The sequence below is a fragment of the Pseudomonas sp. MF6755 genome, from assembly GCF_016405635.1.
Taxonomy (GTDB): Bacteria; Pseudomonadota; Gammaproteobacteria; order Pseudomonadales; family Pseudomonadaceae; genus Aquipseudomonas; species Aquipseudomonas haemolytica.
Genome location: NZ_JAEKDA010000030.1, coordinates 1 through 26669, shown reverse-complemented (window position 1 = coordinate 26669; position 26669 = coordinate 1). Strand labels below are relative to the sequence as shown.

The following is a 26669-nucleotide window of genomic DNA, read 5'->3' as shown; positions in this document are numbered from 1 at the left end:
ATGATGAACCTGGATACCTGGCTGCTGTTCAGTGGGGCTGCATTGATCGTGATCCTGATTCCAGGGCCACTGTCACTGCTGATGATCAGCAACAGCCTCAATTACGGCCTGCGCCGCTCGTACCCGGCGTTTCTGGGCGGAGTGTTCGCGTCGATCTGCCTGTTGAGTGCTTCGGCCCTGGGTCTGGGGGCCTTGTTGCTGGCCTCGGAACAGCTGTTCAGCGCCTTGAAAATCGTCGGTGCGGCCTACCTGTTCTACCTCGCCTGGCAGAGCTGGCAGCAATCGCGCCAACCGAGCCAGGGCGCGGTAGTGCCTGCGGCCGCGCCGACGCCCCGCTTCCGCACGCTGTTTGGCCGGGCCTTTGTGCTGGGTGCCAGCAACCCCAAGGACATCCTGTTTTTCGCGGCCTTCCTGCCGCAGTTTCTCAATAGCCAGCAGCCGTTTCTGCCACAGTTGTTGATCATGATCGCCACCTGGACGGTGCTCGACCTGCTGTGCAAGCTGGCCTACGGCCTGGGTGCCCATGGCGCCGCGCGGTATTTGCGCAGCGGCAAGGGTCAAAGCTGGTTCAACCGGGTCAGCGCCGCATTGTTCGGCAGCGCCGGCGCAGCATCGTTAATTACGCGCTAGGCATCATTTTGATGAAGTAAACGCTTGGAGGCACCTTTCCAAAGGTAGGCCACTGAATGCCCGCCATGATCCGAACCAGGCGCTTTTCCTGCAGTGCACTTTTAACCTCGGCGGGTAATGATGGGTTTGCGTGAAACCAGCGGTCATCAAGCCTGACACCGATCTTGATGCTCCCCTTCTCAACCCACTGGTAGGCCACGTAATACAGTTGGGTTGGAGAATTGGGGTGTGTAGCGATCAATTCGTGAGTGGTTTTTTTCCCGTAACGTTGTACCTGGAGCTCCCGGAGTTCGAAGCCCTGCGACGTCAGTACTGCCTTGACTGCGGCTCTTTGCGCAACCTCCCTGTCTGCCACAACCACTTTGCCGCCGCGCTGGAGCCTGGGTTCTGGACTGACGGTGAAGTCAACACGCGTGAAGCCAGGCGCCTTACCATCGAAACCGATGTGTATGAAGTCTCGGTCCATTTCATGGGGACGCAACATTCGGAGCAAATCATCCGTCTGGCCAGGCCTCGCAGGAAGTGGGGGTATCCAATCGTCGAGCGTCGCACGAGCATTGAGCAAATGGCTGGCCGTTGCCGGGCGCTTTGGACCTGATAACTCGATGACCCTTGCGACAGTGAACTCTCGGCTATAGCGCGTCATGGTGGGGAAGGCCGTCCCCACAGAGTCCGTCAAAGGCCTGTCGAACAGAGGGGCATGGACGAGCCATGCGCCCGCTTGAGTACGTGACACCGGAAGGGGTTGCTCAATAGGCGCATCGCTCGTCCAACGCACAATGTCAACTTCGGCCAACGAAACCAGCGGTTCATTCCTGTGAATAAACACAATGCTACTCGTTGGAGCCTGATCGCCCTCGGGAAGCAGCCTGAAATAACTGCTCGCAGGATCCATCAGGCTGGAATTCGGGGCCGCCGCCCGAAGGACATTGTGAGGGTATCCTCGGGCATCCTGCGCAATATGAAACACCCCTGCAGACGGAGAATGGGATATCGCCCCCACCTGCTGGGGTGAGATGCGCCAAGTGTGCCAATGGGTCGCCGCCGCGCCAGACTGGAGAATCGCGTTTTGCACAGCATCGCGCGCGACACTGGATGGCTTCCAATCGGACGACAGGTCAGGCGCACGCAACGGGTTAAGTGCTACCGCTCCCGCCTCCGGTTGAGGCGCATCTGCGCCGAGCAACCATTCCCCAGGCTCGTGGATAGTCAAGATCAGCTCATCTTGCCCCAACGCCTGCTTGTTCTTCAGGCGAAACGACGGATCGTTGCCGCGCCGGTGGAGCGGGTAATGGTGGGTATCATCCGCCACAAATGGCTCGCCATTCTTAACATAGACACCTTTTTCGCCCGGCCCTTTCAACGCTACCGCCCCCTCAGGCACACCCTTGATTTTGAAAGGTTCCAGGGCTTTGAGGTGAGGCACGGGGGACGGTGCCAGGCGGGAAGGCCCGCTCTTGGACATACGCAAGCGGTGTATCCGCCCCAAGGACTGCCGCAGTGCAGGCCTTGGGGCGGGAGTCGCGATACCTGCCTTTTTCTTGGGCCCGGGTACGAAATTCGATAAGAGATCAACAGCCAGAAAGATGCTCATAAAAGTCACATCGACTGCATCATTGGGATCGCCAAAGCGGTGATAACTCCGCGCTGCAAGCAGCAACTCATAAAACTCATTAACCACCCCGTACAACGGAATGAAAAAAGCAACCGACCTTCGTATGGTGGCATCGCTCTGCTCGTCAAGACGACGGATCCGATAGGCCTCGAGCGCCTTTGCTGAATGGCTGGCAGCCTGTGTCCGGCGTTGCAGCTCAAGCACGCTGGCGCGGTACAGCAAGGCCTGGGCGTTGCTGTGGGACGTGGCGACAAGCGCCAACCAGTCCTGCGGATCACTGGCAATCTGCTCAAGGGTTTGCTTTTCGATCTCATCAGCAATCGCCGTCGGCTCCAGATACTTGATGCTGAATGAGCGAATAAATTCGCTCCCCCGCCAAACGCCCTTCACCAAGCAAGCATAAGGTGATAGATCCAGCAGTTCGAATCCCTGGGCGGCCCTGTCGTCGCGATCGGGATGGTGGGTGATGGCCTCAAATGCCCAGCCCGGTGCGACCTGCCGCGCCAGCGCCTTGGCGTTATCAGGCAAGGCGCCTATACGGTTCAATTCATCATGGGCCTGTTGCAGGCTGCTGTACTCGGTGAGGATCAATGCTTGCGTGGCCTGGGGCCAATAGACAACGCACAGCCCGGAGCGCTTGTCGTGCACGAGCACTATCCCGGCGATATAGCGATCATGCTGCATCGTGTGCCCCACCAGATGAATCACGTACAGTTGTAACTCATGTTGGTTTTTCAGTAGGTCTTGCGGCGTACGAGCCGCCAGCGCAGTTTTGACTACGCTTTGTGCCGTCGCCGTGAGCCCCCCTTGTGTTGCCGAGAACAGGTGGTACGCAACGCCCGCGTGCAGCGAGCGATTCAATAAAGCGCAGATGCGCCCTTCACTGAGCGTATCGTCGGCGCCCACCGGCGGGTAAAACGTTTGGGTGATCAATGCGTCGTACTGGCCACCGATATCCAGCGAGGACACCATGCCGATCAGGTAATCGGCATTCAGTAGTTGCGTGCATTCGGGTTGCAGAAAGCGGGCGCGACTCAATCGCCACCGCGTCCAGGGCGCCAGTGGATCCAGGTTGTGCAGCGCCAGTTGCAACAGGCTAAAGGTTGTACGCGTCGTGCTTGGGGTCAATATTATGTTGCGATCGCCCACGGGGCAGGCGCTTGTGCCCGCACAGATGCTGCCTTGAACATCATCGGGCATATCAATAAAGGGCTGGTCGATGTCCAACAGAGGCGCGATACCGTCCTGGCTCAAACGGGCGATCAAGGCGCGGCGGGCGAACGTATAGAGGTCGGGCAGATGCTGTTCAAGCCGAGCGCTATAGGCAAAGGCGGCGCTCAGGTAAAGACGCTGCAAGCGCCTGAAGTGTTTACGTTGCGCACGCGCGGCATTCGCCAACCATGCCGGCAGTCTTTTCGCGTCAGAGGCGGCCTTGCGCAGCAATTCAATATTCGCCTGGGCCTGACTCAGGGCGCTATTGGCAGGAACCTTCAGTTGCTCTTGCAGCTCCACCATCAGCAGCGCGCGGCTCAGCTCAGCCCCTCTCACTTCACTGAAAATACGCGTGATGTCCTCGGTGCTTTTGTGCAAGCGATCGTAGGATCCAAGCATTTTCTGAAGAGAGACCAGCGCAGGCTTGCGCTCGATGGGTACGTAACGCACTGCCAAGGTCTCACGCATCGCGTGTGCGCGTAAGTCGTTACGTTTATCGCGCTCGATACAACCCCACAGCACGGAGTCGTCCTGGCTGCTCAGGCTCGCCTTGACACTTCGGGTCAAAGCATCCAATCCGGAAAAAGCCTGCACCCCACCCTCGATCCCAAAAGCGTACAGGACTACCGGACGCTGCCGGGACGGAACCCTTACTGCCGCCGCTGTCGTCACCACCCACACGTTATGGAGTGAGTAGAAGGCATCTGGCTCGCTGCCCACCGCGATCCACAGCACCTGGGTTTCACTGCCTGGGCGTTTAGCTGGCAAAGGTTGCTCCACCACCTCAATCACCAGATCTCGATGGGCCGTGCTTAGCCGCTTGAGCCGGTGTTGCAACTGAACCTCACAGCGCAGGGCCTCGGTTTGGGCATTCATGAACAGGGAACCACGCCTGAGCGTCCCCGCGCCACCGGGGCGCTCAGTCCAAAAAGCCAGGTCGAGCAGCCGTTGCTGCGCATCCTGCAGCAACGTATTCAACGTTTGGGCATGCACCTTGAGTTGGCTTACCAGCGACATGAACGCCTGATACGCCGCAGTCTCTTCGCTCAGGTCATCGGGATTGAGCAGCGCAAGCAGACCTTTTTCGTAACGTTTGATCTGCTGCTCGGTGGTGCGCAGGGCCAAGCCGGACGCAGTGCTGGCAAAAATTATTTCTTCGCGTCGTCGTTGCTGGTCCCATTTGAGTAATCGGTCACGAAGGGCACCGAGCCGAGCGCTGCCGACCAGTTGCTTCCTGGCACCCTCCACATGCTTGAGAAAAGGCACAGCGTTCAGCGGCGCAGGCCGAGGCCGTTCTTCAGAATACACGTGGGCGTAATTGATCATCACAGCACACGCCAGTTCGTTTCCCCATTGCTCGCTCAGTAATGCTTCGGCACCCAACGCCAGCGCATCGCCCATGATCTCCATGCCACGAACCACACTGGACGCCGGGGACAGGTCTGCGGGCCGGCACAACGCATTGCGCCGATTTAACGGCAAGCACTGCCAGAGGTCGTGAAACAGCGTCCTGTTCAGTTCCAACAGGCCACACTGAAGCGCGATGAAGGATGGGTACTCGTAGAAGTTGCGGGCAACCCCCGGCAAGTAAATGACATGGGGTGCACCGCTGGGGTCACCCTCACGATACACATGCAATGCGCCCGGGATCGCCACCGCAGGCGTACCGGGCCACATCAACAGGCCCACCCGCACGCAAGCCCAGGCCCCGCCTGCGCGCTGACGAGCCTCAGCGCCAGGCGCATCGATCACCGCCTGAACCATGGCTACTCCTGCACTCGATAGCTCGTCCAGTTGCCGGGCCAGAAAGGCCCGGTCAGCGAACAATTCCGTATGCAACTCAACCCAACGTTCCCGGCGTGTGCGCCAGGAACCCTGCACCAGGGCGTCCCAATATTCGGATTGCGCACGCGCCAGCCGGTCAAAAAGCCTCAACGCGATCACTCGCTGCAATATCTGCAACGGTGTATACGGCAACCGACGGCTCGGATCGCCTTTGACGTTCAGGCGGGTGAATTGATTGACATTGATCGGCACAGAGGGCCGAACCAGCAGCAGCAACGCTCGATCGGTCAAGCTGTCGATCTTCTCAGGCATACCTGACGGGGCGAGCTCGGTGAAAAGCAGGCTGTCCGGATCAACCTCAAACGCTTTGCGCAGCTCGGCGCGGATCACCTTCAACACGCTAGGCGAGCGCCCTATAAGGCGTGTAAGCGCCTTTGTCGACTCGCTGCATCGCCAGTCGGCAAGGCCGATCTGGTTAATCAGACGGCTGGGATGAGTCTGTACGTTAATCCGTCGCCTCAGCTGCTCGCGCACTGCTTGTGACTGCGCGTAGGCAGCCAATTCAAAATCGGCGATGTCGGACAATGGGCTGGAAGGTGGTGGCGAGGTCATGGTGCTTCCCTGTGAGAAAGGACCCAGCCTAGGCATGGCAGATGTTCAAAAGGCGCTAGATAGTGAGCGCACACCTGCAAAAAAAAGCCCGCAGTGTGCGCGGGCGAAACCAACGAAGAGCATTTGGGGTGAGAAGCGAGGTGACGACTCAGCTACCGCGATAGGTGGAGTAGCTGTAAGGCGAAATCAGCAGCGGCACATGGTAGTGATCCTGTTCGGCGCTGATGCCGAAGCGCAGTACCACCACGTCGAGAAACGCAGGTGTCGGCAGTTGCACGCCACGGGCGCGGTAGTAGTCGCCAGCGCTGAATTGCAACTGGTACACGCCGCTGCGGTAGTCGTCACCTTGCAGCAAGGGCGCGTCGCAACGGCCGTCGCTATTGGTCACAGCGCTGGCAACCAGCTCCAGCTGTGCACCTTCGACGCGGTACAGCTCAACCTTGATCGCGCTGCCAGGGCAGCCATGTGCGGCGTCCAAAACGTGTGTAGTCAAACGTCCCATGGCGTCAACGCGCCTCCCTAAGTCAGTAGAAGAGAAACCTGCGCTTTTTCAGGGCATCGAAAAAGCCGGCGATGACCGATTAAGACACTTTTTAATAAAATTGTACACAATAAAAATTACAAACCTTTGGATACGCCCAGCCGCATTGCTCGACAGGTCAATCCTCGGGTAATCCTTGCTTTTAAACGACCTTTTGTCCATTAACTGACCACTCAGGCAAGTTTCTTGCTTCAGCCTGTGAACCGATGTCTGCGGAAAAAATGCGGAAATGTAGGCTTACAAAGTGCTCGATAAGTTGTATACAATCACTCATCGCTGTGACGCCAACCAGTCTTTTCACTGCCCGGCCGCCACACATACTTGCTACCACGAACAAGAAGGAAGACTGCAGTGAGCGCTGACTACCCACGCGACCTGATCGGTTACGGCAGTAACCCTCCTCACCCCCACTGGCCGGGCAAGGCACGCATTGCGCTGTCTTTCGTACTCAATTACGAAGAAGGTGGCGAGCGCAATATCCTGCATGGCGACAAAGAGTCCGAAGCCTTCCTCTCGGAAATGGTCTCGGCCCAGCCGCTGCAAGGCGAGCGCAACATGAGCATGGAATCGCTGTACGAATACGGCAGCCGCGCCGGCGTGTGGCGCATCCTCAAGCTATTCAAAGAGTTTGATATCCCGCTGACCATCTTCGCCGTGGCCATGGCCGCCCAGCGCCATCCGGAGGTGATCCGCGCGATGGTCGCCGCCGGCCATGAGATCTGCAGCCACGGCTACCGCTGGATCGACTACCAGTACATGGACGAGGCCCAGGAACGCGAGCACATGCTCGAAGCCATCCGCATCCTTACCGAGCTGACCGGCGAACGCCCACTGGGCTGGTACACCGGGCGCACCGGCCCCAACACACGGCGGCTGGTGATGGAGGAAGGCGGCTTCCTGTACGACTGCGACACCTACGACGACGATCTGCCCTACTGGGAACCCAACACCCCCACCGGCAAGCCGCACCTGGTGATCCCCTACACCCTGGACACCAACGACATGCGCTTCACCCAGGTGCAGGGCTTCAACAAGGGCGATGACTTTTTCGAGTACCTCAAAGACGCGTTCGACGTGCTCTACGCCGAAGGCGCCGAGGCACCGAAGATGCTGTCCATCGGCCTGCATTGCCGCCTGATCGGCCGCCCGGCGCGCCTGGCAGCCTTGAAGCGTTTTATTGAATACGCCAAGGGCCACGAACAGGTGTGGTTCACCCGCCGCGTCGACATTGCCCGCCATTGGCAGCAAACCCACCCCTACACGGGAGCGGCGAAATGACTGCGTTCCATACCTTGAAACCCTCGACCCTGAGCCGCGACGCATTCGTCGCAGCCTTTGCCGACATCTACGAACATTCGCCATGGGTGGCCGAAAAGGCTTTCGAACTGGGCCAGGATGCTTCGATCGACCAGATCGAAACCCTGCACCAGCGCATGAGCGATATCCTGTTGAGCGCTGATCACACCAGGCAGCTGGCGCTGATCAATGCTCACCCGGACCTGGCAGGCCGTGCGGCCGTCCAGGGCCAGTTGACCGAAGCCAGCACGAATGAACAGGCTGGCGCCGGTATTCACCAATGCACGGCCGAAGAGTTTTCTCGCTTCACCGAGCTGAACGACGCCTACAAGGCCAAGTTCAAGTTTCCCTTCATCATGGCGGTAAAAGGCAGCAACCGGCATCAGATCCTCGCCGCGTTCGAAACGCGCATCCACAATTCGGTGGACACCGAATTCAAATGCGCGCTGGACGAGATCAACAAGATCGCGTTGTTCCGATTACTGACCCTCTAGCAGTCCATCCCCAGCCACTCATTTTAAGGCAGACAAGAAGAATGAAAGCTTACGCCGTACCTTTCGAGAAGTTCGTCAACCTGGCCGACGCCCGCCTGGGCACCAAGATCATCTCTGTGACCGATGACTGGTTCGCCGACGCCAACCGCCTGTTCCAGCCGACCCCGGCCGTGTGGAAGGAGGGCGTTTTCGATGATAACGGCAAGTGGATGGACGGCTGGGAGTCACGCCGCAAGCGCTTCGAAGGCTACGACAGCGCAGTGATCCGCCTGGGCGTGCCCGGCTCGATCAAGGGTGTGGACATCGACACTTCATTCTTCACCGGCAACTTCCCGCCGTCGGCCTCCCTGGAAGCCTGCTTCCTGGCCTCGGGCGAGCCGGATGCCAACACCCAGTGGGTGGAAGTGCTGTCGGCCGTGGAGCTGCAAGGTAACAGCCATCACTACCACGAGATCAACAACGACCAGGCCTTCAGCCACCTGCGCTTCAACATCTACCCGGATGGCGGCGTGGCGCGTCTGCGTGTGTACGGCGTGCCGTTCCGCGACTGGTCCTCGGTGGGCGACAACGAACAGGTCGACCTGGCTGCCGCGCTCAATGGCGGTCGTGCCCTGGCCTGCTCCGACGAACACTTCGGGCGTATGAGCAACATCCTCAACCCAGGCCGTGGCATCAACATGGGCGACGGCTGGGAAACCGCGCGTCGTCGCACGCCAGGTAACGACTGGGTAATCGTCGCTCTGGGCCACCCGGGCGAGATCGAGAAGATCATCGTCGACACCCTGCACTTCAAGGGCAACTACCCGGACACCTGCTCGATCCAGGGCGCATTCGTGAAGGGCGGCACCGACAGCCAGATCGAAACCCAATCGCTGTTCTGGCGTGAACTGTTGCCGGCGCAGAAACTGGAAATGCACGCTGAACACACGTTTGCCGAGCAGATCAAGGCGTTGGGGCCGATTACCCATATCCGCCTGAATGTGTTCCCGGATGGTGGTGTAAGTCGCCTGCGAGTCTTGGGCAAGGTTTCGAAGTAATGCTGAGACTGTAGGAGCGAGCCTGCTCGCGAAGATCGTCAACGATAACGCGCCCATCCTGGATATACGCGGTGTCCTTGAGTTTTTCGCGAGCAAGCTCGCTCCTACACTGATCCAATAACAATTCAAGATTAAGAAGACAGCCATGCGCACACTGATGATCGAACCCCTGACCAAAGAAGCCTTCGCCCCCTTCGGAGACGTTATCGAAACCGATGGCAGCGATCACTTCATGATCAACAACGGGTCGACCATGCGCTTTCACAAACTGGCAACGGTCGAAACCGCGCAGCCGCAAGACCACGCCATCATCAGCATCTTCCGCGCCGATGCGCAGGACATGCCGCTGACCGTGTGCATGCTGGAAAGACACCCGCTGGGCAGCCAGGCTTTCATTCCGCTGCTCGGCAACCCCTTTCTGATCGTGGTCGCGCCACTTGGCGACGCACCTGTATCAGGCTTGGTCCGCGCCTTCGTCACCAACGGCAGGCAGGGCATCAATTACCATCGCGGCGTCTGGCACCACCCGGTGCTGACGATCGAAAAGCGGGATGACTTCCTGGTGGTTGATCGCAGTGGCACAGGCAATAACTGCGATGAGCATTTTTTCAAAGAGGATGAGCGGTTGATCCTCGCCCCCCACCAATAAGAGAAGGCCGGATCACCCGACAACAAGGGTGACAGGCGAGAGGTAAAGACTGTGGAAGCACATCTGTTGGAATGGCTGAACCTGAGCGTGCGCTGGGTTCACATGATCACTGGCGTCGCCTGGATCGGCGCTTCGTTCTACTTTGTCTGGCTGGAAAACAACCTTAATCGCGTCAACCCCAAGAGCGGCCTGGCCGGTGACTTGTGGGCGATCCACGGTGGCGGTATCTACCACCTGGAAAAATACAAACTGGCCCCGCCGACCATGCCGGACAACCTGCACTGGTTCAAATGGGAAGCCTACTTCACCTGGATGTCGGGCGTCGCGCTGCTGTGCGTGGTGTTCTACTGGAACCCGACGCTGTACCTGCTCGCCCCGGGCAGCAGCCTCAGTGGCACCGAAGGCGTGTTGCTGGGCATCGGCTCACTGTTCGCCGGCTGGTTCATCTACTCCTTCCTCTGCGACTCGGCCCTGGGCAAGCGCCCTGCTCTGCTCGGCTTGATCCTGTTCGTGCTGTTGATTGCCGCGGCCTACGGCTTCAGCAAGGTGTTCAGCGGCCGCGGTGCCTACCTGCACGTAGGTGCGGTGATCGGTACGATCATGGTGGGCAACGTGTTCCGCATCATCATGCCCGCCCAACGTGCGTTGGTGGCGGCCATCGCCGAGAACCGCACCCCGGACCCGGCGCTGCCAGCCAAGGGCCTGCTGCGTTCGCGGCACAACAACTACTTCACCTTGCCGGTGCTGTTCATCATGATCAGCAACCACTTCCCGAGCACCTACGGCAGCCAGTACAACTGGCTGATCCTGGCCGGGATCGCGGTGGCGGCGGTGTTGGTAAGGCACTACTTCAACACCCGGCACAACAGCCAGAAGTATGCGTGGACCTTGCCGGTGGGCGCGTTGGCGATGATTTGCCTGGCGTATGTGACCGGGCCAAAACCCATGTCGAACGCACCGGAAGTCGCCAAGGCACCGGCGGCCATCGAGTACCAACCCTTGCCTGAAACAGCCCTGGGCGGTGGCTTGAAACCGGCGGCACCGGCAACTGCAGAACCTGCCCCGGCGGCGGCGCCCGCTCAAGCATCGATTGATTTCGACAAGGTGCACGGCGTGATCGAGCAACGTTGCACTGTATGCCACTCGGCCAAGCCCACCAGCCCGCTGTTCAGCACCGCACCGGCTGGGGTGATGTTCGACACCCCGGCGCAGATCCAGCAGCAGGCGGCGCGCATTCAAGCGCAGGCCGTGGCGAGCCAGATCATGCCATTGGGCAACATTACCCAGATGACCCAGCAGGAGCGGGATTTGATTGGCTCGTGGATCAATCAAGGCGCTCGCACCAACTGACAGATTCACACAGTTCCAATGTGGGAGGGGGCTTGCTCCCTCCCACAGGGGTTCTGCTGTGTTTTGAAGATTGCGTTACACACAACACAAAAATAAAAAAGATCCGAGGTGTTGCATGACCGAGTTAGTCGAACCGCAGATTCCCGCCGCGCCCGCCATGGTGCGGCTGCCCCTCTTGCAACTGATTCTGGTAGGCCTGCAACACGTCTTGCTGATGTACGGCGGCGCCGTCGCCGTACCCCTGATCATCGGCCAGGCCGCAGGGCTAAGCCGTGAAGAAATCGCTTTCCTGATCAATGCCGACCTGTTGGTGGCCGGTATCGCCACCATGGTGCAGTCGTTCGGCATCGGCCCGGTGGGTATCCGCATGCCGGTGATGATGGGCGCCAGTTTCGCCGCCGTCGGTAGCATGGTCGCCATGGCCGGCATGCCCGGTATCGGTTTGCAGGGCATCTTCGGCGCGACCATCGCCGCCGGGTTCTTCGGCATCCTTATCGCGCCGTTCATGTCCAAGGTCGTACGCTTTTTCCCGCCGTTGGTGACCGGTACCGTGATTACCGCCATCGGCCTCTCACTGTTTCCCGTGGCCGTGAACTGGGCCGGGGGCGGCAGTGCCGCCGCCACATTCGGCTCGCCGGTGTACCTGGCGATTGCCGCCCTGGTACTGGCCACCATCCTGTTGATCAACCGTTTCATGCGCGGCTTCTGGGTGAACATCTCGGTGCTGATCGGCATGGCGCTGGGCTACGGCTTGTGCGGCCTGCTCGGCATGGTCGACCTCAGCGGCCTGGCCCTGGCGCCGTGGGTGCAGGTGGTGACGCCGATGCACTTTGGCATGCCCACGTTCGAGCTGGCACCGATCCTGTCGATGTGCCTGGTGGTGGTGATCATCTTTGTCGAGTCCACCGGCATGTTCCTCGCCCTGGGCAAGATCACCGGGCAGGAAGTCACGCCGAAGATGCTGCGTCGCGGCTTGCTGTGTGATGCCGGTGCATCGTTTTTTGCCGGCTTCTTCAACACTTTTACCCACTCATCCTTCGCGCAGAATATCGGCCTGGTGCAGATGACCGGCGTGCGCTGCCGCTCGGTCACGATCATGGCGGGTGCATTTTTGATTGTGCTCAGCCTGTTACCCAAGGCCGCTTACCTGGTGGCGTCGATTCCGCCAGCGGTACTCGGCGGCGCGGCAATTGCCATGTTCGGCATGGTCGCGGCGACCGGCATCAAGATCCTGCAGGAAGCCGACATCGCCGACCGTCGCAACCAGTTGCTGGTGGCGGTGAGCATCGGCATGGGGCTGATTCCCGTGGTGCGCCCGGAGTTCTTCGCGCAATTACCGCTGTGGATGAGCCCGATTACCCACAGCGGCATCGCCATGGCCACCCTCAGCGCGTTGTCGCTGAACATACTGTTCAACATCCTCGGCGGCGCTGAACGCCCCGAAGTCGCCCATACGCATTGATTCACCTGTTACACCGACAACAAAAATAATAACGAACAGGTAACACCGTATGCACGCCATTCACCCGGGGCCGGCCACACACCGCGCCCCATTCTTGCCCCACGCGCTCTGTTACAGCGCACTTGAGCCCAGGCCTGGGAGCCAGTATTCTCCGCGCCCGCTCGAATCGACTCAAAAAAAAACAGCGAATGTAAAAGCTGACTTCAAGGCCAACTTATCCCGGCCTGATGTTGGCTGCCAAAGTGCACAAAAGTCCTCTGAATTCGACTGCATCCCTTGCAGCCGACGGGGATTTTTTGGTTTTTCAAACACCTTGGCGCAGCTCTTGCTAAAAGCATTAAAGCTGACCGAACAGACGATTTTTGCAGCGAACCAAAAGGCGCCATACCAGAGCGCCTGCGTAGAAGAAAAACCATAAAACTTTAACTCGGGAGCAACCGAATGAAACCTATGTTCAAAGGCCTGATGCTGGCGGGATCCCTGCTGGCCGGTGGCCAGGCCGTGGCCGGTGACTTGTTGCAGTGGCAGAACAACAGCCTGACTTACCTGTGGGGCAAGAGCTTTACCGTCAACCCACAGATCCAGCAAACCGTCACCTTCGAACATGCCGACGCATGGAAGTACGGCGACAACTTCTTCTTCCTCGACCGTATCTTTTACAACGGCAAGGAAGACGGCAACGTGGGTCCGAATACTTATTACGGCGAGTTCAGCCCGCGTTTGTCATTCGGCAAGATCTTCGATAAAGACCTGTCATTCGGCCCGATCAAGGATGTGCTGCTGGCGTTCACCTACGAGTTCGGCGAAGGCGATAACGAATCGTACCTGGTCGGCCCGGCCTTCGACTTGAACATCCCCGGCTTCGATTACTTCCAGCTGAACTTCTACCAGCGCCAGACCGAAGGCAATCGCCCGGGTGACGGTGTCTGGCAGATCACCCCGGTTTGGTCGTACACCATTCCCGTGGGCAACTCCGACGTGCTGATCGACGGCTTCATGGATTGGGTGGTGGATAACGACAAGAACGCCCGTGGCACTTATCACGCCAACTTGCACTTCAACCCGCAGGTCAAATACGACCTGGGTAAAGCGCTGCATTGGGGCGACAAGCAGTTGTATGTAGGTTTTGAATACGACTACTGGAAGAACAAGTACGGGATTGAAGACAGCGGCGCTTTCAAGACGACTCAGGACACGGCGAGCTTCCTGGTCAAGTACCACTTCTGATTGAACACAGCAGTTCAAATGTGGGAGGGGGCTTGCCCCCTCCCACATTTAGCTCAGTGTCAGGCCCAGAAACCGGGTTAGTTCCTCACGCTTGGCCAACGCATCCTTGCGGCCCAACTCGATCAACTCACTGCAATACCCCGCCTCGAACAACAAGTAACTCAACACCCCCGCCCCGCTCGTCTTCGTCGCCCCCGGCCCACGCAAGAACAAGCGCAACGCCGCGGGCAATTCCTGACGATGCCGTGCAGCGATTTCATCGATGGGCTGGCTGGGTGCAATCACCAGCACTTCCACCGGCGCCAGGCCCTGTACCGCTGCATCAGCAGGCACGACACGACTGAACTGGTTCAAGCGCTCCAGCAGTTCGATATCGCTTTCCAGGCTGTCGATGAATGTGCTGTTGAGCATGTGCCCGCCGATTTGCGCCAGGGTCGGTTCCTGGCCGGTGTAGGTGCGTTGCATCGAAGGCTCATTGCCCCGTGGGTTGCCACTCACGCCGACCACCAACACGCGGCTGGCCCCAAGGTGCAAGGCCGGGCTGATGGGCGCCGACTGCCGCACCGCGCCATCGCCGAAATACTCCTGATCGAGCTTGACCGGGGCGAACAGCAGCGGGATCGCCGAACTCGCCAGCAGGTGGTCCACCGTCAATTGGGTCGGCACGCCGATCCGCCGATGGCGCAGCCAGGCATCGATGGTGCCGCCGCCTTGATAAAAGGTCACGGCTTGCCCGGACTCGTAACCAAAGGCCGTTACCGCCACCGCCTGCAAATGCTTGCGGCGGATGGCCTCGTCGATGCCGTCCAGGTTCAAGCGCGCTTGCAGCAGGTCGCGTAGCGGCGAACTGTTGAGCAGCGCCACCGGCACCTGGGCGCCGAAGCCCAACAGGCTGTGGGTCAGGAAGCGGCTCGCCTGGCGGATCACCCCCGGCCAGTCGCTGCGCAGCACCTGATGGCTGCGAAAGCCCTGCCAGAATGCCGTCAGCCGTTGGATAGCCGCGCAGAAATCGGTGGCCCCACTGGCCAGACTCACCGCATTGATCGCACCAGCGGACGTGCCGACGATCACCGGGAAAGGATTCGGCGCCCCAGGCGGCAGCAACTCGGCAATCGCCGCCAGCACCCCCACCTGATACGCCGCTCGCGCCCCGCCGCCGGAAAGAATCAAGCCTGTGACCGGTTCAACTGGGCGCATTGCGTCACTCCATGTGGGGTAAATCAGCTCTTATCGACGGCGTTTTTCGTACAACTTGGGTTCACCCGCAGGCCGGCTCTTGAAGCGGCGGTGGGTCCACAGGTATTGCTCGGGGCAGTCGCGCACCGAGGCTTCGACCCAACGGTTGATGCGCAGGCAGTCGATTTCGTCGGTTTCCCCAGGGAAGTCGGTCAACGGCGGATGGATCACCAAGCGGTAACCACTGCCATCGGCCAGGCGCTCCTGGGTGAACGGCACTACCAGCGCCTTGCCCAGGCGGGCGAACTTGCTGGTGGCGGTGACGGTGGCGGCCTGGATGCCGAACAGCGGCACGAAGATGCTTTGCTTGGCGCCGTAATCCTGGTCCGGTGCGTACCAGATGGCCCGGCCGGCACGCAGCAGCTTGAGCATGCCGCGCACGTCGTCACGCTCCACGGCCAGGGAATCGAGGTTATGGCGTTCGCGGCCACGGCGCTGGATAAAGTCGAACAGCGGGTTGCCGTGTTCGCGGTACATGCCATCGATGGTGTGTTTCTGCCCGAGCAGGGCCGCGCCGATTTCCAGGGTGGTGAAGTGCAAGGCCATGAGGATCACGCCCTTGCCTTCCAACTGCGCCTGCTTGAGGTGTTCGAGCCCTTCGACATGGGCCAGGCGCGCCAGGCGTGGCTTGGGCCACCACCAGCTCATCGCCATTTCAAAGAAGGCGATGCCGGTGGAGGCGAAATTTTCCTTGAGCAGGCGTTTACGTTCCTTGGCGGATTTTTCCGGGAAGCACAGCTCAAGGTTGCGTGCCGCGATACGGCGGCGATCACCCGCCACGCGGTACATGCCCGCGCCCAGCAGGCGACCAATGGTCAACAGCGCCCGGTACGGCAACTGGGTGACCAGCCACAACAGGCCGAGCCCCAGCCATAGCAGCCAAAAACGCGGATGAAAAAATACAGCTCGAAAACGCGGGCGATCCATTACAGATTCCGGTAAAGACAAGGGCCGCGCATTCTACAACGGTTCGACTCGGCTTGCGGCGGGTGAGTGTTCTCGTTATAAGTCTCGACACTTTTCGTGACAAGCCGCTTTCGCCGACCATGAGCCAAACCGAACCGCTAGACCAAGATCCCGTGTTCCAGCTGAAAGGCAGCATGCTCGCCATTACCGTGCTGGAACTGGCCCGCAACGACCTCGATGCCCTGGACCGCCAGTTGGCCGCCAAAGTCGCCCTGGCGCCGAACTTTTTCAACAATGCCCCGCTGGTACTGGCCCTGGACAAACTGCCGGCCGGCCAAGGTGCGATTGATTTGCCCGGGCTGATGCGTGTGTGTCGCTCCCATGGCTTGCGCACCCTGGCGATTCGCGCCAGCCGCATCGAAGACATCGCCGCCGCCATCGCCATCGAACTGCCAGTACTGCCACCGTCCGGCGCCCGTGAGCGTCCGCTGGAACCATTGGTCGGTGAAGAGAAGAAAAAACCGGAAAAACCACCCGAGCCTGCGATCAAGCCTACAAAGATCATCACCTCGCCGGTACGCGGCGGGCAGCAGATTTACGCCCAGGGTGGCGACCTTGTGGTGATCTCCTCGGTCAGCCCGGGGGCGGAACTTCTTGCCGATGGCAATATCCATGTATACGGCCCGATGCGCGGACGTGCCCTCGCCGGCATCAAGGGCGATACCAAGGCCCGTATTTTTTGCCAGCAGTTGACCGCTGAGCTAGTGTCCATCGCAGGCCAGTACAAGGTTTCAGAAGATTTGCGCCGTGATCCGCTGTGGGGGGCTTCGGTGCAGGTCAACCTGTCGGGCGATGTGTTGAACATCATCCGTCTTTAACGGATACTGCCGCATTTTCCAAGCATCTCTAGACTCTGATAGCAAAGCGAAACCGGCAAGACTTGTGTAGGAATATTTGGAAGTTAGTGTCTCCCTACGGAAACACCATCTTTTTCCTACAAAGGCTGTCCGCCTGCAGCGAGTTCCAAGAGATGTTTTTCAGGGACTGAAAAGTCCTTTTTCCTTAGGGGTGAAACACCTTGGCCAAGATTCTCGTGGTTACATCCGGCAAGGGTGGTGTGGGTAAGACCACCACCAGCGCCGCTATCGGTACCGGCCTCGCTCTGCGCGGCCACAAGACAGTCATCGTCGACTTCGACGTCGGTTTGCGTAACCTCGACCTGATCATGGGCTGCGAGCGCCGCGTGGTGTACGACTTCGTCAACGTAGTGAACGGCGAAGCCAACCTGCAACAGGCCCTGATCAAGGACAAGCGCCTTGAGAACCTGTACGTGCTGGCCGCTAGCCAGACCCGTGACAAAGACGCGCTGACCAAAGAAGGCGTGGGCAAAGTCCTCGCTGAGCTGAAAGAAACCTTCGAATACGTAGTGTGCGATTCCCCGGCGGGTATCGAAACCGGCGCTCACCTGGCGATGTACTTCGCCGATGAAGCCATCGTGGTAACCAACCCGGAAGTTTCCTCGGTACGTGACTCGGACCGCATGCTCGGCCTGCTGGCCAGCAAGTCCAAGCGCGCCGAAGAAGGCCAGGACCCGATCAAGGAGCACCTGCTGCTCACCCGCTACAACCCTGAGCGCGTCAGCAATGGCGAAATGCTCGGCGTTGAAGACGTGAAGGAAATCCTCGCAGTGACCCTGCTGGGCGTGATTCCGGAATCCCAGGCCGTACTGAAGGCATCCAACCAGGGTGTGCCGGTGATTCTTGACGACCAGAGCGACGCCGGCCAGGCGTACAGCGATGCAGTGGATCGCTTGCTGGGCAAGACCGTGGAACACCGCTTCCTCGATGTTAAGAAGAAGGGATTCTTCGAGCGTATCTTTGGAGGCAACTAAACAATGAAATTTCTCGACTTCTTTCGCGCCAACAAAAAGCCAAGTACCGCGTCGGTAGCGAAAGAGCGTCTACAGATCATCGTGGCGCACGAACGCGGCCAACGCAGCACGCCGGACTACCTGCCAGCCTTGCAGAAGGAACTGGTCGAGGTGATCCGCAAGTACGTCAATATCGGCAACGATGACGTGCATGTCGCCCTGGAAAATGACGGCAGCTGCTCGATTCTGGAACTCAATATCACCCTGCCCGATCGTTGATCGAAAGGGCGGTCGCCACGGCGGCTCGGTCACCTTGCTCCCTTTTCGGGAACCGGGTGGGCGAGCCGCCGTTGGCGTTTGTTACGAGGCTGTTTAATGCCGCTGTCCAATATCCATATCCTGCATCAGGACGACGCTGTCCTGGTGGTGAACAAGCCGACCCTGCTGCTCTCGGTGCCGGGTCGCGCCGACGACAACAAGGACTGCCTGATTACCCGCCTGCAGGAAAACGGCTACCCCGAGGCCCGCATCGTCCATCGCCTGGACTGGGAAACCTCGGGGATCATCCTGCTGGCCCGGGACGCCGATACCCACCGCGAACTGTCCCGCCAGTTTCATGACCGCGAAACCGAAAAAGCCTACACCGCCTTGGCCTGGGGTCAGCCGGAACTGGACAGCGGCAGCATCGACCTGCCCCTGCGCTACGACCCGCCGACCAAGCCACGCCATGTGGTGGACCACGAGTTCGGCAAGCACGCACTGACCTTCTGGAAAGTGCTGGAGCGTTGCGGGGACTGGTGCCGGGTAGAGCTGACACCGATCACCGGGCGTTCGCATCAGTTACGTGTGCACATGTTGTCTATCGGGCATCCGTTGCTCGGTGATGGTTTGTATGCCCATGAACAGGCCCTGGCCGCCTGGCCGCGCCTGTGCCTGCATGCGAGCATGCTGAGCTTCACTCATCCGCAAAGCGGCGAGCGTTTGCGCTTCGAGTGCCCCGCCCCTTTTTAAAGCTGCGAATACGATTAGAAATGTGGGAGCGGGCTTGCTCGCGAATGCGGTGTGTCAGTCACTGATCTGTTGGCTGATGTACCGCATTCGCGAGCAAGCCCGCTCCCACATTCAGTTCTGTGTCAGTTCTAGACACCGAGTCAAACCAATACGGTAAACTCCGCGCATTGCTGTCTGGAGCTACTTATGCGCGAAGCGTTGAATCAAGGCCTGATCGACTTCCTCAAGGCCTCCCCTACTCCTTTTCATGCCACTGCCGCCCTCGCCCAGCGCCTGGAAGCGGCCGGTTACCAACGCCTCGACGAGCGCGACACCTGGACCACCGAGGCCAACGGTCGCTACTACGTGACCCGCAACGATTCCTCGATCATCGCCTTCAAGCTCGGCCGTCACTCGCCGCTGCAAGGCGGCATCCGCCTGGTCGGCGCCCATACCGACAGCCCATGCCTGCGGGTCAAGCCCCAGCCTGAGCTGCAACGCCAGGGTTTCTGGCAGTTGGGTGTGGAAGTCTACGGCGGCGCGCTGCTGGCCCCGTGGTTCGACCGCGACCTGTCCCTGGCCGGCCGCGTGACCTTCCGCCGCGACGGCAAGGTCGAAAGCCAATTGATCGACTTCAAGCTGCCGATCGCGATCATTCCCAACCTGGCCATTCACCTCAACCGTGAAGCGAACCAGGGCTGGGCGATCAATGCCCAGACCGAGCTGCCACCGATCCTCGCGCAGTTTGCCGGTGACGAACGCGTGGACTTCCGCGCCGTGCTCACCGAGCAGTTGGCCCGTGAGCATGGGTTGAACGCTGACGTGGTGCTCGACTACGAGCTGAGCTTCTACGACACCCAAAGCGCTGCGGTCATCGGCCTCAATGGCGACTTCATCGCCGGCGCACGCCTGGACAACCTGCTGTCGTGCTACGCCGGGCTGCAAGCCTTGCTCACCAGCGAGACCGACGAAACCTGCGTGCTGGTGTGCAACGACCACGAAGAAGTCGGCTCCTGCTCGGCCTGCGGTGCCGATGGCCCGATGCTGGAACAGACCCTGCGCCGCCTGTTACCCGAAGGTGATGAATTCGTACGTACCATTCAGAAATCCCTGTTGGTATCGGCCGACAACGCCCACGGCGTGCACCCTAACTACGCCGAGAAACACGATGCCAACCACGGCCCGAAACTCAACGCCGGCCCGGTGATCAAGGTCAACAGCAACCAGCGCTACGCCACCAACAGCGAAACCGCCGGGTTCTTCCGCCACCTGTGCATGGCCCAGGAAGTGCCGGTGCAAAGCTTCGTGGTGCGCAGTGACATGGGCTGCGGCTCGACCATCGGCCCCATCACCGCCAGCCACCTGGGCGTGCGCACCGTGGATATCGGCTTGCCGACCTTTGCCATGCACTCCATTCGGGAGTTGTGCGGCAGCCATGACCTGGCGCATCTGGTGAAGGTGTTGGGTGCGTTCTACGCCAGTCGCGACTTGCCCTGATTTGATGGGCAAAATGTGATCGAAATGTGGGAGGGGGCTTGCTCCCGATGGCGGCGGGTCAGTCACCCGATGCAGTGGCTGACACTCCGCCATCGGGAGCAAGCCCCCTCCCACATTTGGTTCGGTGTACTGCCAGACTGACCTATATCACCTGCACTTCTGATAATCCGGCCTAGACTTGTCAAAATTCCCACTCCGACAAGGCCGCCTCCACGATGATCTCAATGTCCTCGTTCCACACCATGCTCATCCCCATTGTGATCGGCATGATCATGCTCGCGGTCGGTTTCAACTTTCGCGACAAGCCCCTCGGCGTGTTCGGCATGTGGGTCGGCATGCTGTTGATCCTCGGCACCGTGGTGTACAAGATCCTCGCCAAACTGGCGCAATGACAAATGCGCTCGCATTGGGCATAGCGGCCTCGTACACTCGGTCAACTCGTCGTTTTCAAGGTTGACCGCCTCGTGTTCTCCCGTCTGTTTGCCCTGCCCTGCTACCTGCTGATCACCCTGCTCACGCTGCTGCCGCTGACGTCCGCCCAAGCCGTGGGCTTGCCCGGGATGCTGGGCAGCTCCAGCAAGACCCAACCCCAGGCCGAAGTGCCCCTGGGCCAGTCGCTGGACGAGGTGATCAAGACCCTCGAGAACGACCAGCAGCGCACCCAGTTACTGAGCGACCTGAAGAAACTGCGCGCCGCCACGCAAAAGGCCCAGCCCGCCGCCGAACAAGGTGTGCTCGGGTTGATCGGCAGTACGCTGTCGGGCTTTGAACAGCAGTTTTCCGGCGCCGACAGCCCATTGGGGCGCTGGTCCAATGAAGTGGACCTGGCCAAGGAAGAACTGGGCGCCCTGATGCTGCCAGCCAGCGAGTGGCTGCCGATCATCTTCGGGTTTGCCGTGATTTTAGCGGTGTGGAGCCTGCTGGCCGCCGCGCTGATCTGGCTCAGCCATCGGGTACGCGAGCGCTTCGGCCTACCCGAGGAGCTGCCGCAACACCCACGCACCTGGGACATGCTGCGCTTCGCCCTACGCAAGCTGGGGCCTTGGCTGATTGCTTTGGTGATCACGGTTTACCTCAGCTACGCGCTGCCTTCATCCCTGGGCAAGTCCCTGGCGATGGTGCTGGCCTACGCCTTGGTAGTCGGCACCTGTTTCTCGGCCATCTGCGTGATCGCCTTCTCCGTGCTCGATGGCCCGCACCGCCACCGCGCCCTGTATATCCTGCGCCACCAGGCGTTCCGCCCGTTGTGGTGGATCGGCAGTTTTGCGGCCTTCGGTGAAGCCTTGAGCGACCCGCGACTGGTCGAGGCGCTCGGCCAGCACTTGGCCCACACCGCCGCGACCGTAGCCAATGTAATGGCCGCGTTGTCCACCGGCGTGTTCATCCTGCGTTTCCGCCGACCGATTGCGCACTTGATCCGTAACCAGCCGCTGTCGCGTCGCCTGACCCGGCGTGCGCTCACCGACACCCTGTCAATTATCGGCACCTTCTGGTACCTGCCAGCCCTGTTGCTGGTCGGTATCTCGCTGTTCGCCACCTTCCTGTCGGCCGGCGACAGCAGCACCGCCCTGCGCCAGTCGCTGCTGTGCACGGTGTTGCTGGTGTTGTGCATGGTGATCAACGGCCTGGTGCGCCGCCACGCCCTCAAGCCACAACGCGGGCACAAGCGCCACGCGCTGTATTCCGAGCGCCTGAAAAGCTTTGTCTACACCCTGGCCCACCTGGTGGTGTGGCTGGTGTTTATCGAACTGGGCCTGCGCGTGTGGGGCCTGTCGCTGATTCGCTTTACCGAAGGCGACGGCCATGAAATCAGCGTCAAGCTGTTCGGCCTGGCCGGCACGCTGCTGTTTGCCTGGCTGATCTGGATCCTCAGCGACACCGCAATCCACCATGCCCTGACCCGCTCGCGCAAAGGCCTGGCCAACGCGCGTGCGCAGACCATGATGCCGTTGATCCGCAACGTGCTGTTCGTGACCATCTTTATCATCGCCGCCATCGTCGCCCTGGCGAACATGGGCATGAACGTCACGCCACTGCTGGCCGGTGCCGGTGTGATCGGTCTGGCCATCGGTTTTGGTGCGCAGTCGCTGGTGGCGGACTTGATCACCGGTTTGTTCATCATCATCGAAGACTCCCTGGCCATCGACGACTACGTGGATGTCGGCGGCCACCTCGGTACAGTGGAGGGCCTGACCATCCGTACCGTGCGCCTGCGCGATATCGACGGCATCGTGCACACCATCCCGTTCAGCGAAATCAAGAGCATCAAGAACTACTCCCGGGAGTTCGGCTATGCGATCTTCCGGGTGGCGATCCCGTACAACATGGAGATCGACGACGCGATCAAGCTGATGCGCGATGTCGGCCATGCCATGCGCAACGACCCACTGCAACGCCGCAATATCTGGTCTCCGCTGGAGATCCAGGGTGTGGAGAGTTTCGAGTCCGGCAGCGCGATCCTGCGCGCACGCTTCAAGACCGCACCGATCAAGCAGTGGGAAGTGTCGCGGGCGTTCAACCTGTCGCTCAAGCGCCATCTGGATGAAGCCGGGCTCGACCTGGCGACGCCGCGCTTGAGTGTGCAGGTGGTCACCGCCGGCAGCGTGCAGGAGAAAGAACCACAACAATAAATAGAGAGGTTTATATGCGTTTGAACGGTCTGACACACCAGTGGGTATTCGGCTTGCTCTGCGGCGTTGCGAGTAGCGCAGTGGTTGCCGCCAGCAGTGGCCAGGACAGCGCCCGGGAGGAAATTGCCACCCAGGCAAAAATCCTCGAACCGGCCTTACTGGAAACCCGCCGCGATATCCACGCTCATCCGGAGTTGGGTAACACCGAAACCCGCACTGCCGAGTTGGTCGCCAAACAACTGCGCGAGCTTGGCCTTGAGGTGAAGACGGGCGTGGCCCGCACCGGCGTCGTCGCCATCTTGAAAGGCGCCCTGCCCGGCCCCACGGTGGCCCTGCGCGCCGATATGGATGCGCTGCCGGTCAAGGAAGTCGCCGACCTGCCCTTCGCCTCCAAAGCCAAGGGCACCTATCTGGGCAAAGAGGTCGATGTGATGCACGCCTGCGGCCACGACGCCCACACCGCGATCCTGCTGAGCACTGCGAAGATTCTTACCGGTATGCGCGAGCGCCTGCCCGGCACCGTGGTGTTCTATTTCCAACCGGCTGAAGAAGGCCCGAGCGACTTTATCCCCGATGGCAAGAACACCTGGGGCGCGAAGATGATGGTGCAGGAAGGCGTGATGAAAGCGCCGAAGCCCGACGCGGTGTTCGGCCTGCATGTGTGGGCCGGTGTACCCGCCGGGCAAATCGCCTATCGCCCGGGGCCAACCCTGGCCAGCTCCGATGACCTGCGCATCAAGATCCTCGGCAAACAGACCCACGCCGGTCGCCCGTGGGATGGCATCGACCCGATCACCGTTGGCGCACAGACCATTGTCGGCCTGCAAACCGTGGTCAGCCGCCGTACCGATATATCCTCATTTCCCTCTGTGGTGAGCATCGGCACCATCAACGGTGGCACCCGCTACAACATCATCCCCGAGTCGGTGGACATGAGCGGCACCATTCGCTCCTACGACTACGGCATTCGCCAGAAGCTGCATGCGGATGTGCGCCAGACCGTAGAAAAAATTGCCGAGAGCGGCGGCGCGAAGGCCGAAGTAACGATCATCGAGAAGTACGACCCCACCATCAACAACCCGGCGCTCACCGAAAAAATGCTGCCAAGCCTGCGTTGGGCGGCCAAGGATGATGTGGTGCAAGGTCCGCTGGTGGGAGGCGCCGAAGACTTCTCGTTTTATGCCAAAGAAGCGCCGGGGCTGTTTGTGTTCCTGGGGGTGACCCCGAGGGATCAGGACATGAGCAAGGCCGCGCCAAATCACAACCCGGGGTTCTTTGTGGATGAGTCGGCGTTGGTGGTGGGCGTGAGGACGCTGGCGTCGTTGGCGACGGATTATCTCTACGCCAACACACCGCAGTAGTGCTTTTTAATGTGGGAGGGAGCTTGCTCCCGATAGCGGTGTGCCAGGTTGAACATATTCACCTGATGTACCGCCATCGGGGGCAAGCCCCCTCCCACATTTGAACCGAGGTGAATCAGTTGGCCAGCACTGCGCCATCCATCTTCTGGCGCAGGCTCAACGGGCGCATATCAGTCCACACTTCCTCGATGTAGGCCAGACACTCTTTCTTCATGCCGCTCTTGCCCACCGTACGCCAGCCTTCAGGCACAGCCTTGTAGTCGGGCCAGATCGAATACTGCTCTTCGTGGTTGACCACTACCTGAAACAGGATGTCGTCGCGGTCAAATACTGAGGTCATTGCTGTTCTCCATCGCTCAAAGGCTGGCTGCGCACCACGCGCAGCACTGATATCTGTAGAAACGTACCAAGGGCCTGGAAAATTAGACGCTGGCGACCGCTGCCGCCAGGGCACGCCCGAAGATCTCGGCCACCTGGTCAACCTCGGCAGCAGTGATCACCAGCGGTGGCAGGAAGCGCACCACGCTGCCATGGCGCCCGCCCAACTCCAGGATCAGGCCGCGCTTGAGGCATTCACGCTGCACCAGCGGCGCCAACTGGCGATGTACCGGTGGGTGGCCCTGGCTATCAGGCGTGCCTGTCGGGTCGACCAATTCCACCCCCAGCATCAGCCCACGGCCACGAATATCCCCCAGGTGCGGGAAGTCGCGCTGCAGGATGCGCAGGTGTTCACCCAGGCGCTCCCCCATGGCCGCCGCATGGCCGGCCAGGTCGTGATCCTTGAGGTAGCGCATCACCGCCGAGCCCGCCGCCATCGCCATCTGGTTGCCCCGGAACGTCCCGGCATGGGCGCCCGGCAGCCAGGTGTCGAGCCAGTCGCGATACACCACCACCGCCAACGGCAGGCTGCCGCCAATGGCCTTGGACATCACCACCACATCCGGAATGATGCCGGCGTGTTCGAACGCGAACATCTTGCCGGTGCGCCCGAAGCCACTCTGGATTTCATCGACGATCAGCGCTACACCCGCCTGCTCGGTGATACGTCGCAGGCCACGCAGCCAGTCGAGGTCCGCCGGAATCACGCCGCCCTCGCCCTGAACCACTTCGACAATTACCGCCGCTGGCAACAACACCCCGGCTTCCGGATCGTTGAGCAGGTTTTCCAGGTAATGCAGGTTGACCCGCACACCCTCCGCGCCGCCCAGGCCGAACGGGCAACGGTAGTCATACGGGAATGGCAGGAATTGCACGCCATTGCTGAGCAACGCGCCCAAGGGTTTCTTCGGCCCCAGGCTGCCCATCAGACTCAACGCACCCTGGCTCATGCCGTGATAACCGCCCTGGAACGACAGCACGGTGCTGCGCCCGGTGGCGGTGCGCACCAGTTTCAATGCGGCTTCCACCGCATCGGTGCCGGTGGGGCCGCAGAACTGGATCTTCGCTTCTCGCGCCAATTCAGAGGGCAGCACACCGAACAGGTCCTGCACGAACTGATCCTTGACCGGCGTAGTCAGGTCGAGGGTGTGCAGGGGCAGTTCATCGCTCAGCACTTGCTGTATCGCCTGGATCACCACTGGGTGGTTATGCCCCAGCGCCAGGGTCCCGGCGCCGGCCAGGCAGTCGATGAAACGCCGTCCCTCGACGTCTTCCACATAGATGCCCTTGGCACGCCTGAGCGCCAGGGGGATGCGTCGCGGGTAGCTGCGGGCGTTGGATTCCTGCTGGCGCTGGCGGGCCAGCAGCGGGGTTTCGTCGAACTGGTAGAGCGTTTCCGCAGGCGCCAGGGCGTCTTCGATAAGGCTGGTAGCGACTGACATCTCTCGATCCCTCAATACGCTGGTGATGGTGACCAAACTGCCGATCCGTTGGCGTCTGGCCCAAGGGCATGCGCACGGATTTCCTGTTCTGGAGACGCATCAGCGGGGAGAGGATTTAGGGGACGGTGGTTGTTAACTGATGAATGAAGATCAAGTGTGGGAGGGGGCTTGCCCCCGATGGCGGTGAGTCAGTCACAGATGTGTTTACTGATACCCCCTCATCGGGGCATGGGTATCTACACAACTTTGTAGCTTTTTAGCAGTCAACGGTAACCACGATGCGAAGCGAGCCGCTCTTGATCTTGATCTTAGGCGCCCCGTCAAACCACGCTGGCCGTAATTCGATATTGATTTGGGGGGTAAACCGGCAGGGATGCCGGTTTAGCCGCCCCGCGCCATGGATGGCGCGTGGCGGCGGCCCCCCAAATCAATGTCGGATTACGGGCACA

General features: G+C 60.3%; 23 protein-coding genes. 17 read left to right on the top strand and 6 right to left on the bottom strand.

The genetic code is table 11. From position 1 onward, the window contains the following. The first annotated feature begins 3 nt into the window (after positions 1 to 3). The gene (locus JFT66_RS28465; protein WP_034116983.1) at positions 4 to 630 is read left to right on the top strand and encodes a LysE family translocator; all 627 of its coding nucleotides are present in this window, start codon (positions 4 to 6) and stop codon (positions 628 to 630) included. On the opposite strand, the gene JFT66_RS28460 is transcribed toward JFT66_RS28465, so the two are convergent. Both JFT66_RS28460 and uraH read right to left on the bottom strand, forming a co-directional pair. Continuing rightward, positions 620 to 5854: a dermonecrotic toxin domain-containing protein gene (locus tag JFT66_RS28460; RefSeq protein WP_198860556.1), complete on the bottom strand. Its 5235-nt coding sequence runs from the start codon at positions 5852 to 5854 to the stop codon at positions 620 to 622. The genes JFT66_RS28465 and JFT66_RS28460 overlap by 11 nt on opposite strands. A 148-nt stretch (positions 5855 to 6002) precedes the next feature. After that, positions 6003 to 6356 (bottom strand): hydroxyisourate hydrolase, encoded by a 354-nt coding sequence (gene uraH, locus JFT66_RS28455; protein WP_034116988.1) that lies wholly within the window; start codon positions 6354 to 6356, stop codon positions 6003 to 6005. Between the two features lie 390 nt (positions 6357 to 6746). Here uraH and puuE point away from each other — a divergent pair, with 390 nt between their 5' ends. The 8 genes from puuE to JFT66_RS28415 all read left to right on the top strand — a co-directional run bounded on the left by puuE (position 6747) and on the right by JFT66_RS28415 (position 13910). Continuing rightward, on the top strand, positions 6747 to 7673 hold the full coding sequence (puuE, locus tag JFT66_RS28450; RefSeq protein WP_198860555.1) for an allantoinase PuuE: 927 nt from the start codon (positions 6747 to 6749) through the stop codon (positions 7671 to 7673). Further along, a complete protein-coding gene (uraD, locus tag JFT66_RS28445; RefSeq protein WP_153838071.1) occupies positions 7670 to 8185 on the top strand; it encodes a 2-oxo-4-hydroxy-4-carboxy-5-ureidoimidazoline decarboxylase in 516 nt (171 codons plus the stop codon). The genes puuE and uraD overlap by 4 nt, the downstream gene beginning before the upstream one ends. 41 nt (positions 8186 to 8226) lie before the next feature. Further along, on the top strand, positions 8227 to 9222 hold the full coding sequence (gene alc / locus JFT66_RS28440) for an allantoicase (RefSeq protein WP_005789952.1): 996 nt from the start codon (positions 8227 to 8229) through the stop codon (positions 9220 to 9222). A 145-nt stretch (positions 9223 to 9367) separates the two neighbouring features. Then, a complete protein-coding gene (locus JFT66_RS28435) occupies positions 9368 to 9871 on the top strand; it encodes an ureidoglycolate lyase (RefSeq protein ID WP_034116993.1) in 504 nt (167 codons plus the stop codon). A gap of 51 nt (positions 9872 to 9922) precedes the next feature. Further along, entirely contained in the window at positions 9923 to 11221 is a 1299-nt protein-coding gene (locus JFT66_RS28430; RefSeq protein WP_034116996.1) for a urate hydroxylase PuuD, read from the top strand. Between the two features lie 115 nt (positions 11222 to 11336). Beyond that, positions 11337 to 12683 carry a nucleobase:cation symporter-2 family protein gene (locus tag JFT66_RS28425; protein ID WP_034116998.1) on the top strand — a complete coding sequence of 449 codons (1347 nt, stop codon included), beginning with the start codon at positions 11337 to 11339 and terminating at the stop codon, positions 12681 to 12683. A gap of 49 nt (positions 12684 to 12732) precedes the next feature. Beyond that, complete coding sequence (locus JFT66_RS28420; protein WP_152612296.1) at positions 12733 to 13101, top strand: hypothetical protein; 369 nt, start codon at positions 12733 to 12735, stop codon at positions 13099 to 13101. 23 nt (positions 13102 to 13124) lie between these two features. Beyond that, positions 13125 to 13910, top strand: coding sequence for an outer membrane protein OmpK (locus tag JFT66_RS28415; RefSeq protein ID WP_034116999.1), 786 nt, complete (start codon positions 13125 to 13127; stop codon positions 13908 to 13910). A 48-nt stretch (positions 13911 to 13958) separates the two neighbouring features. On the opposite strand, the gene JFT66_RS28410 is transcribed toward JFT66_RS28415, so the two are convergent. Next, on the bottom strand, positions 13959 to 15107 hold the full coding sequence (locus JFT66_RS28410; protein WP_198860554.1) for a patatin-like phospholipase family protein: 1149 nt from the start codon (positions 15105 to 15107) through the stop codon (positions 13959 to 13961). A 30-nt stretch (positions 15108 to 15137) separates the two neighbouring features. Then, positions 15138 to 16073 (bottom strand): lipid A biosynthesis lauroyl acyltransferase, encoded by a 936-nt coding sequence (locus JFT66_RS28405; protein ID WP_034117000.1) that lies wholly within the window; start codon positions 16071 to 16073, stop codon positions 15138 to 15140. Positions 16074 to 16192: 119 nt separating this feature from the next. Between JFT66_RS28405 and minC the strand changes: the two genes are divergently transcribed. The 8 genes from minC to JFT66_RS28365 all read left to right on the top strand — a co-directional run bounded on the left by minC (position 16193) and on the right by JFT66_RS28365 (position 24400). Continuing rightward, positions 16193 to 16930 (top strand): septum site-determining protein MinC, encoded by a 738-nt coding sequence (minC, locus tag JFT66_RS28400; RefSeq protein WP_034117002.1) that lies wholly within the window; start codon positions 16193 to 16195, stop codon positions 16928 to 16930. Between the two features lie 200 nt (positions 16931 to 17130). Beyond that, complete coding sequence (gene minD, locus JFT66_RS28395) at positions 17131 to 17943, top strand: septum site-determining protein MinD (protein ID WP_003175251.1); 813 nt, start codon at positions 17131 to 17133, stop codon at positions 17941 to 17943. 3 nt (positions 17944 to 17946) lie between these two features. Beyond that, a complete protein-coding gene (gene minE, locus JFT66_RS28390) occupies positions 17947 to 18201 on the top strand; it encodes a cell division topological specificity factor MinE (RefSeq protein WP_003175252.1) in 255 nt (84 codons plus the stop codon). Positions 18202 to 18297: 96 nt separating this feature from the next. After that, the gene (locus JFT66_RS28385; RefSeq protein ID WP_005789965.1) at positions 18298 to 18933 is read left to right on the top strand and encodes an RluA family pseudouridine synthase; all 636 of its coding nucleotides are present in this window, start codon (positions 18298 to 18300) and stop codon (positions 18931 to 18933) included. Positions 18934 to 19119: 186 nt separating this feature from the next. Next, positions 19120 to 20409 carry a M18 family aminopeptidase gene (locus JFT66_RS28380; protein ID WP_034117006.1) on the top strand — a complete coding sequence of 430 codons (1290 nt, stop codon included), beginning with the start codon at positions 19120 to 19122 and terminating at the stop codon, positions 20407 to 20409. A 224-nt stretch (positions 20410 to 20633) separates the two neighbouring features. Continuing rightward, positions 20634 to 20801 carry a hypothetical protein gene (locus JFT66_RS28375; RefSeq protein ID WP_162524839.1) on the top strand — a complete coding sequence of 56 codons (168 nt, stop codon included), beginning with the start codon at positions 20634 to 20636 and terminating at the stop codon, positions 20799 to 20801. Positions 20802 to 20873: 72 nt separating this feature from the next. After that, positions 20874 to 23039: a mechanosensitive ion channel domain-containing protein gene (locus JFT66_RS28370; RefSeq protein ID WP_162524855.1), complete on the top strand. Its 2166-nt coding sequence runs from the start codon at positions 20874 to 20876 to the stop codon at positions 23037 to 23039. Between the two features lie 14 nt (positions 23040 to 23053). After that, positions 23054 to 24400 carry an amidohydrolase gene (locus JFT66_RS28365; protein WP_034117010.1) on the top strand — a complete coding sequence of 449 codons (1347 nt, stop codon included), beginning with the start codon at positions 23054 to 23056 and terminating at the stop codon, positions 24398 to 24400. A gap of 115 nt (positions 24401 to 24515) precedes the next feature. On the opposite strand, the gene JFT66_RS28360 is transcribed toward JFT66_RS28365, so the two are convergent. Both JFT66_RS28360 and JFT66_RS28355 read right to left on the bottom strand, forming a co-directional pair. Next, entirely contained in the window at positions 24516 to 24740 is a 225-nt protein-coding gene (locus tag JFT66_RS28360) for an MbtH family protein (RefSeq protein ID WP_034117011.1), read from the bottom strand. Positions 24741 to 24822: 82 nt separating this feature from the next. Next, positions 24823 to 26220, bottom strand: coding sequence for an aspartate aminotransferase family protein (locus JFT66_RS28355; RefSeq protein ID WP_198860553.1), 1398 nt, complete (start codon positions 26218 to 26220; stop codon positions 24823 to 24825). Positions 26221 to 26669: the final 449 nt, after the last annotated feature.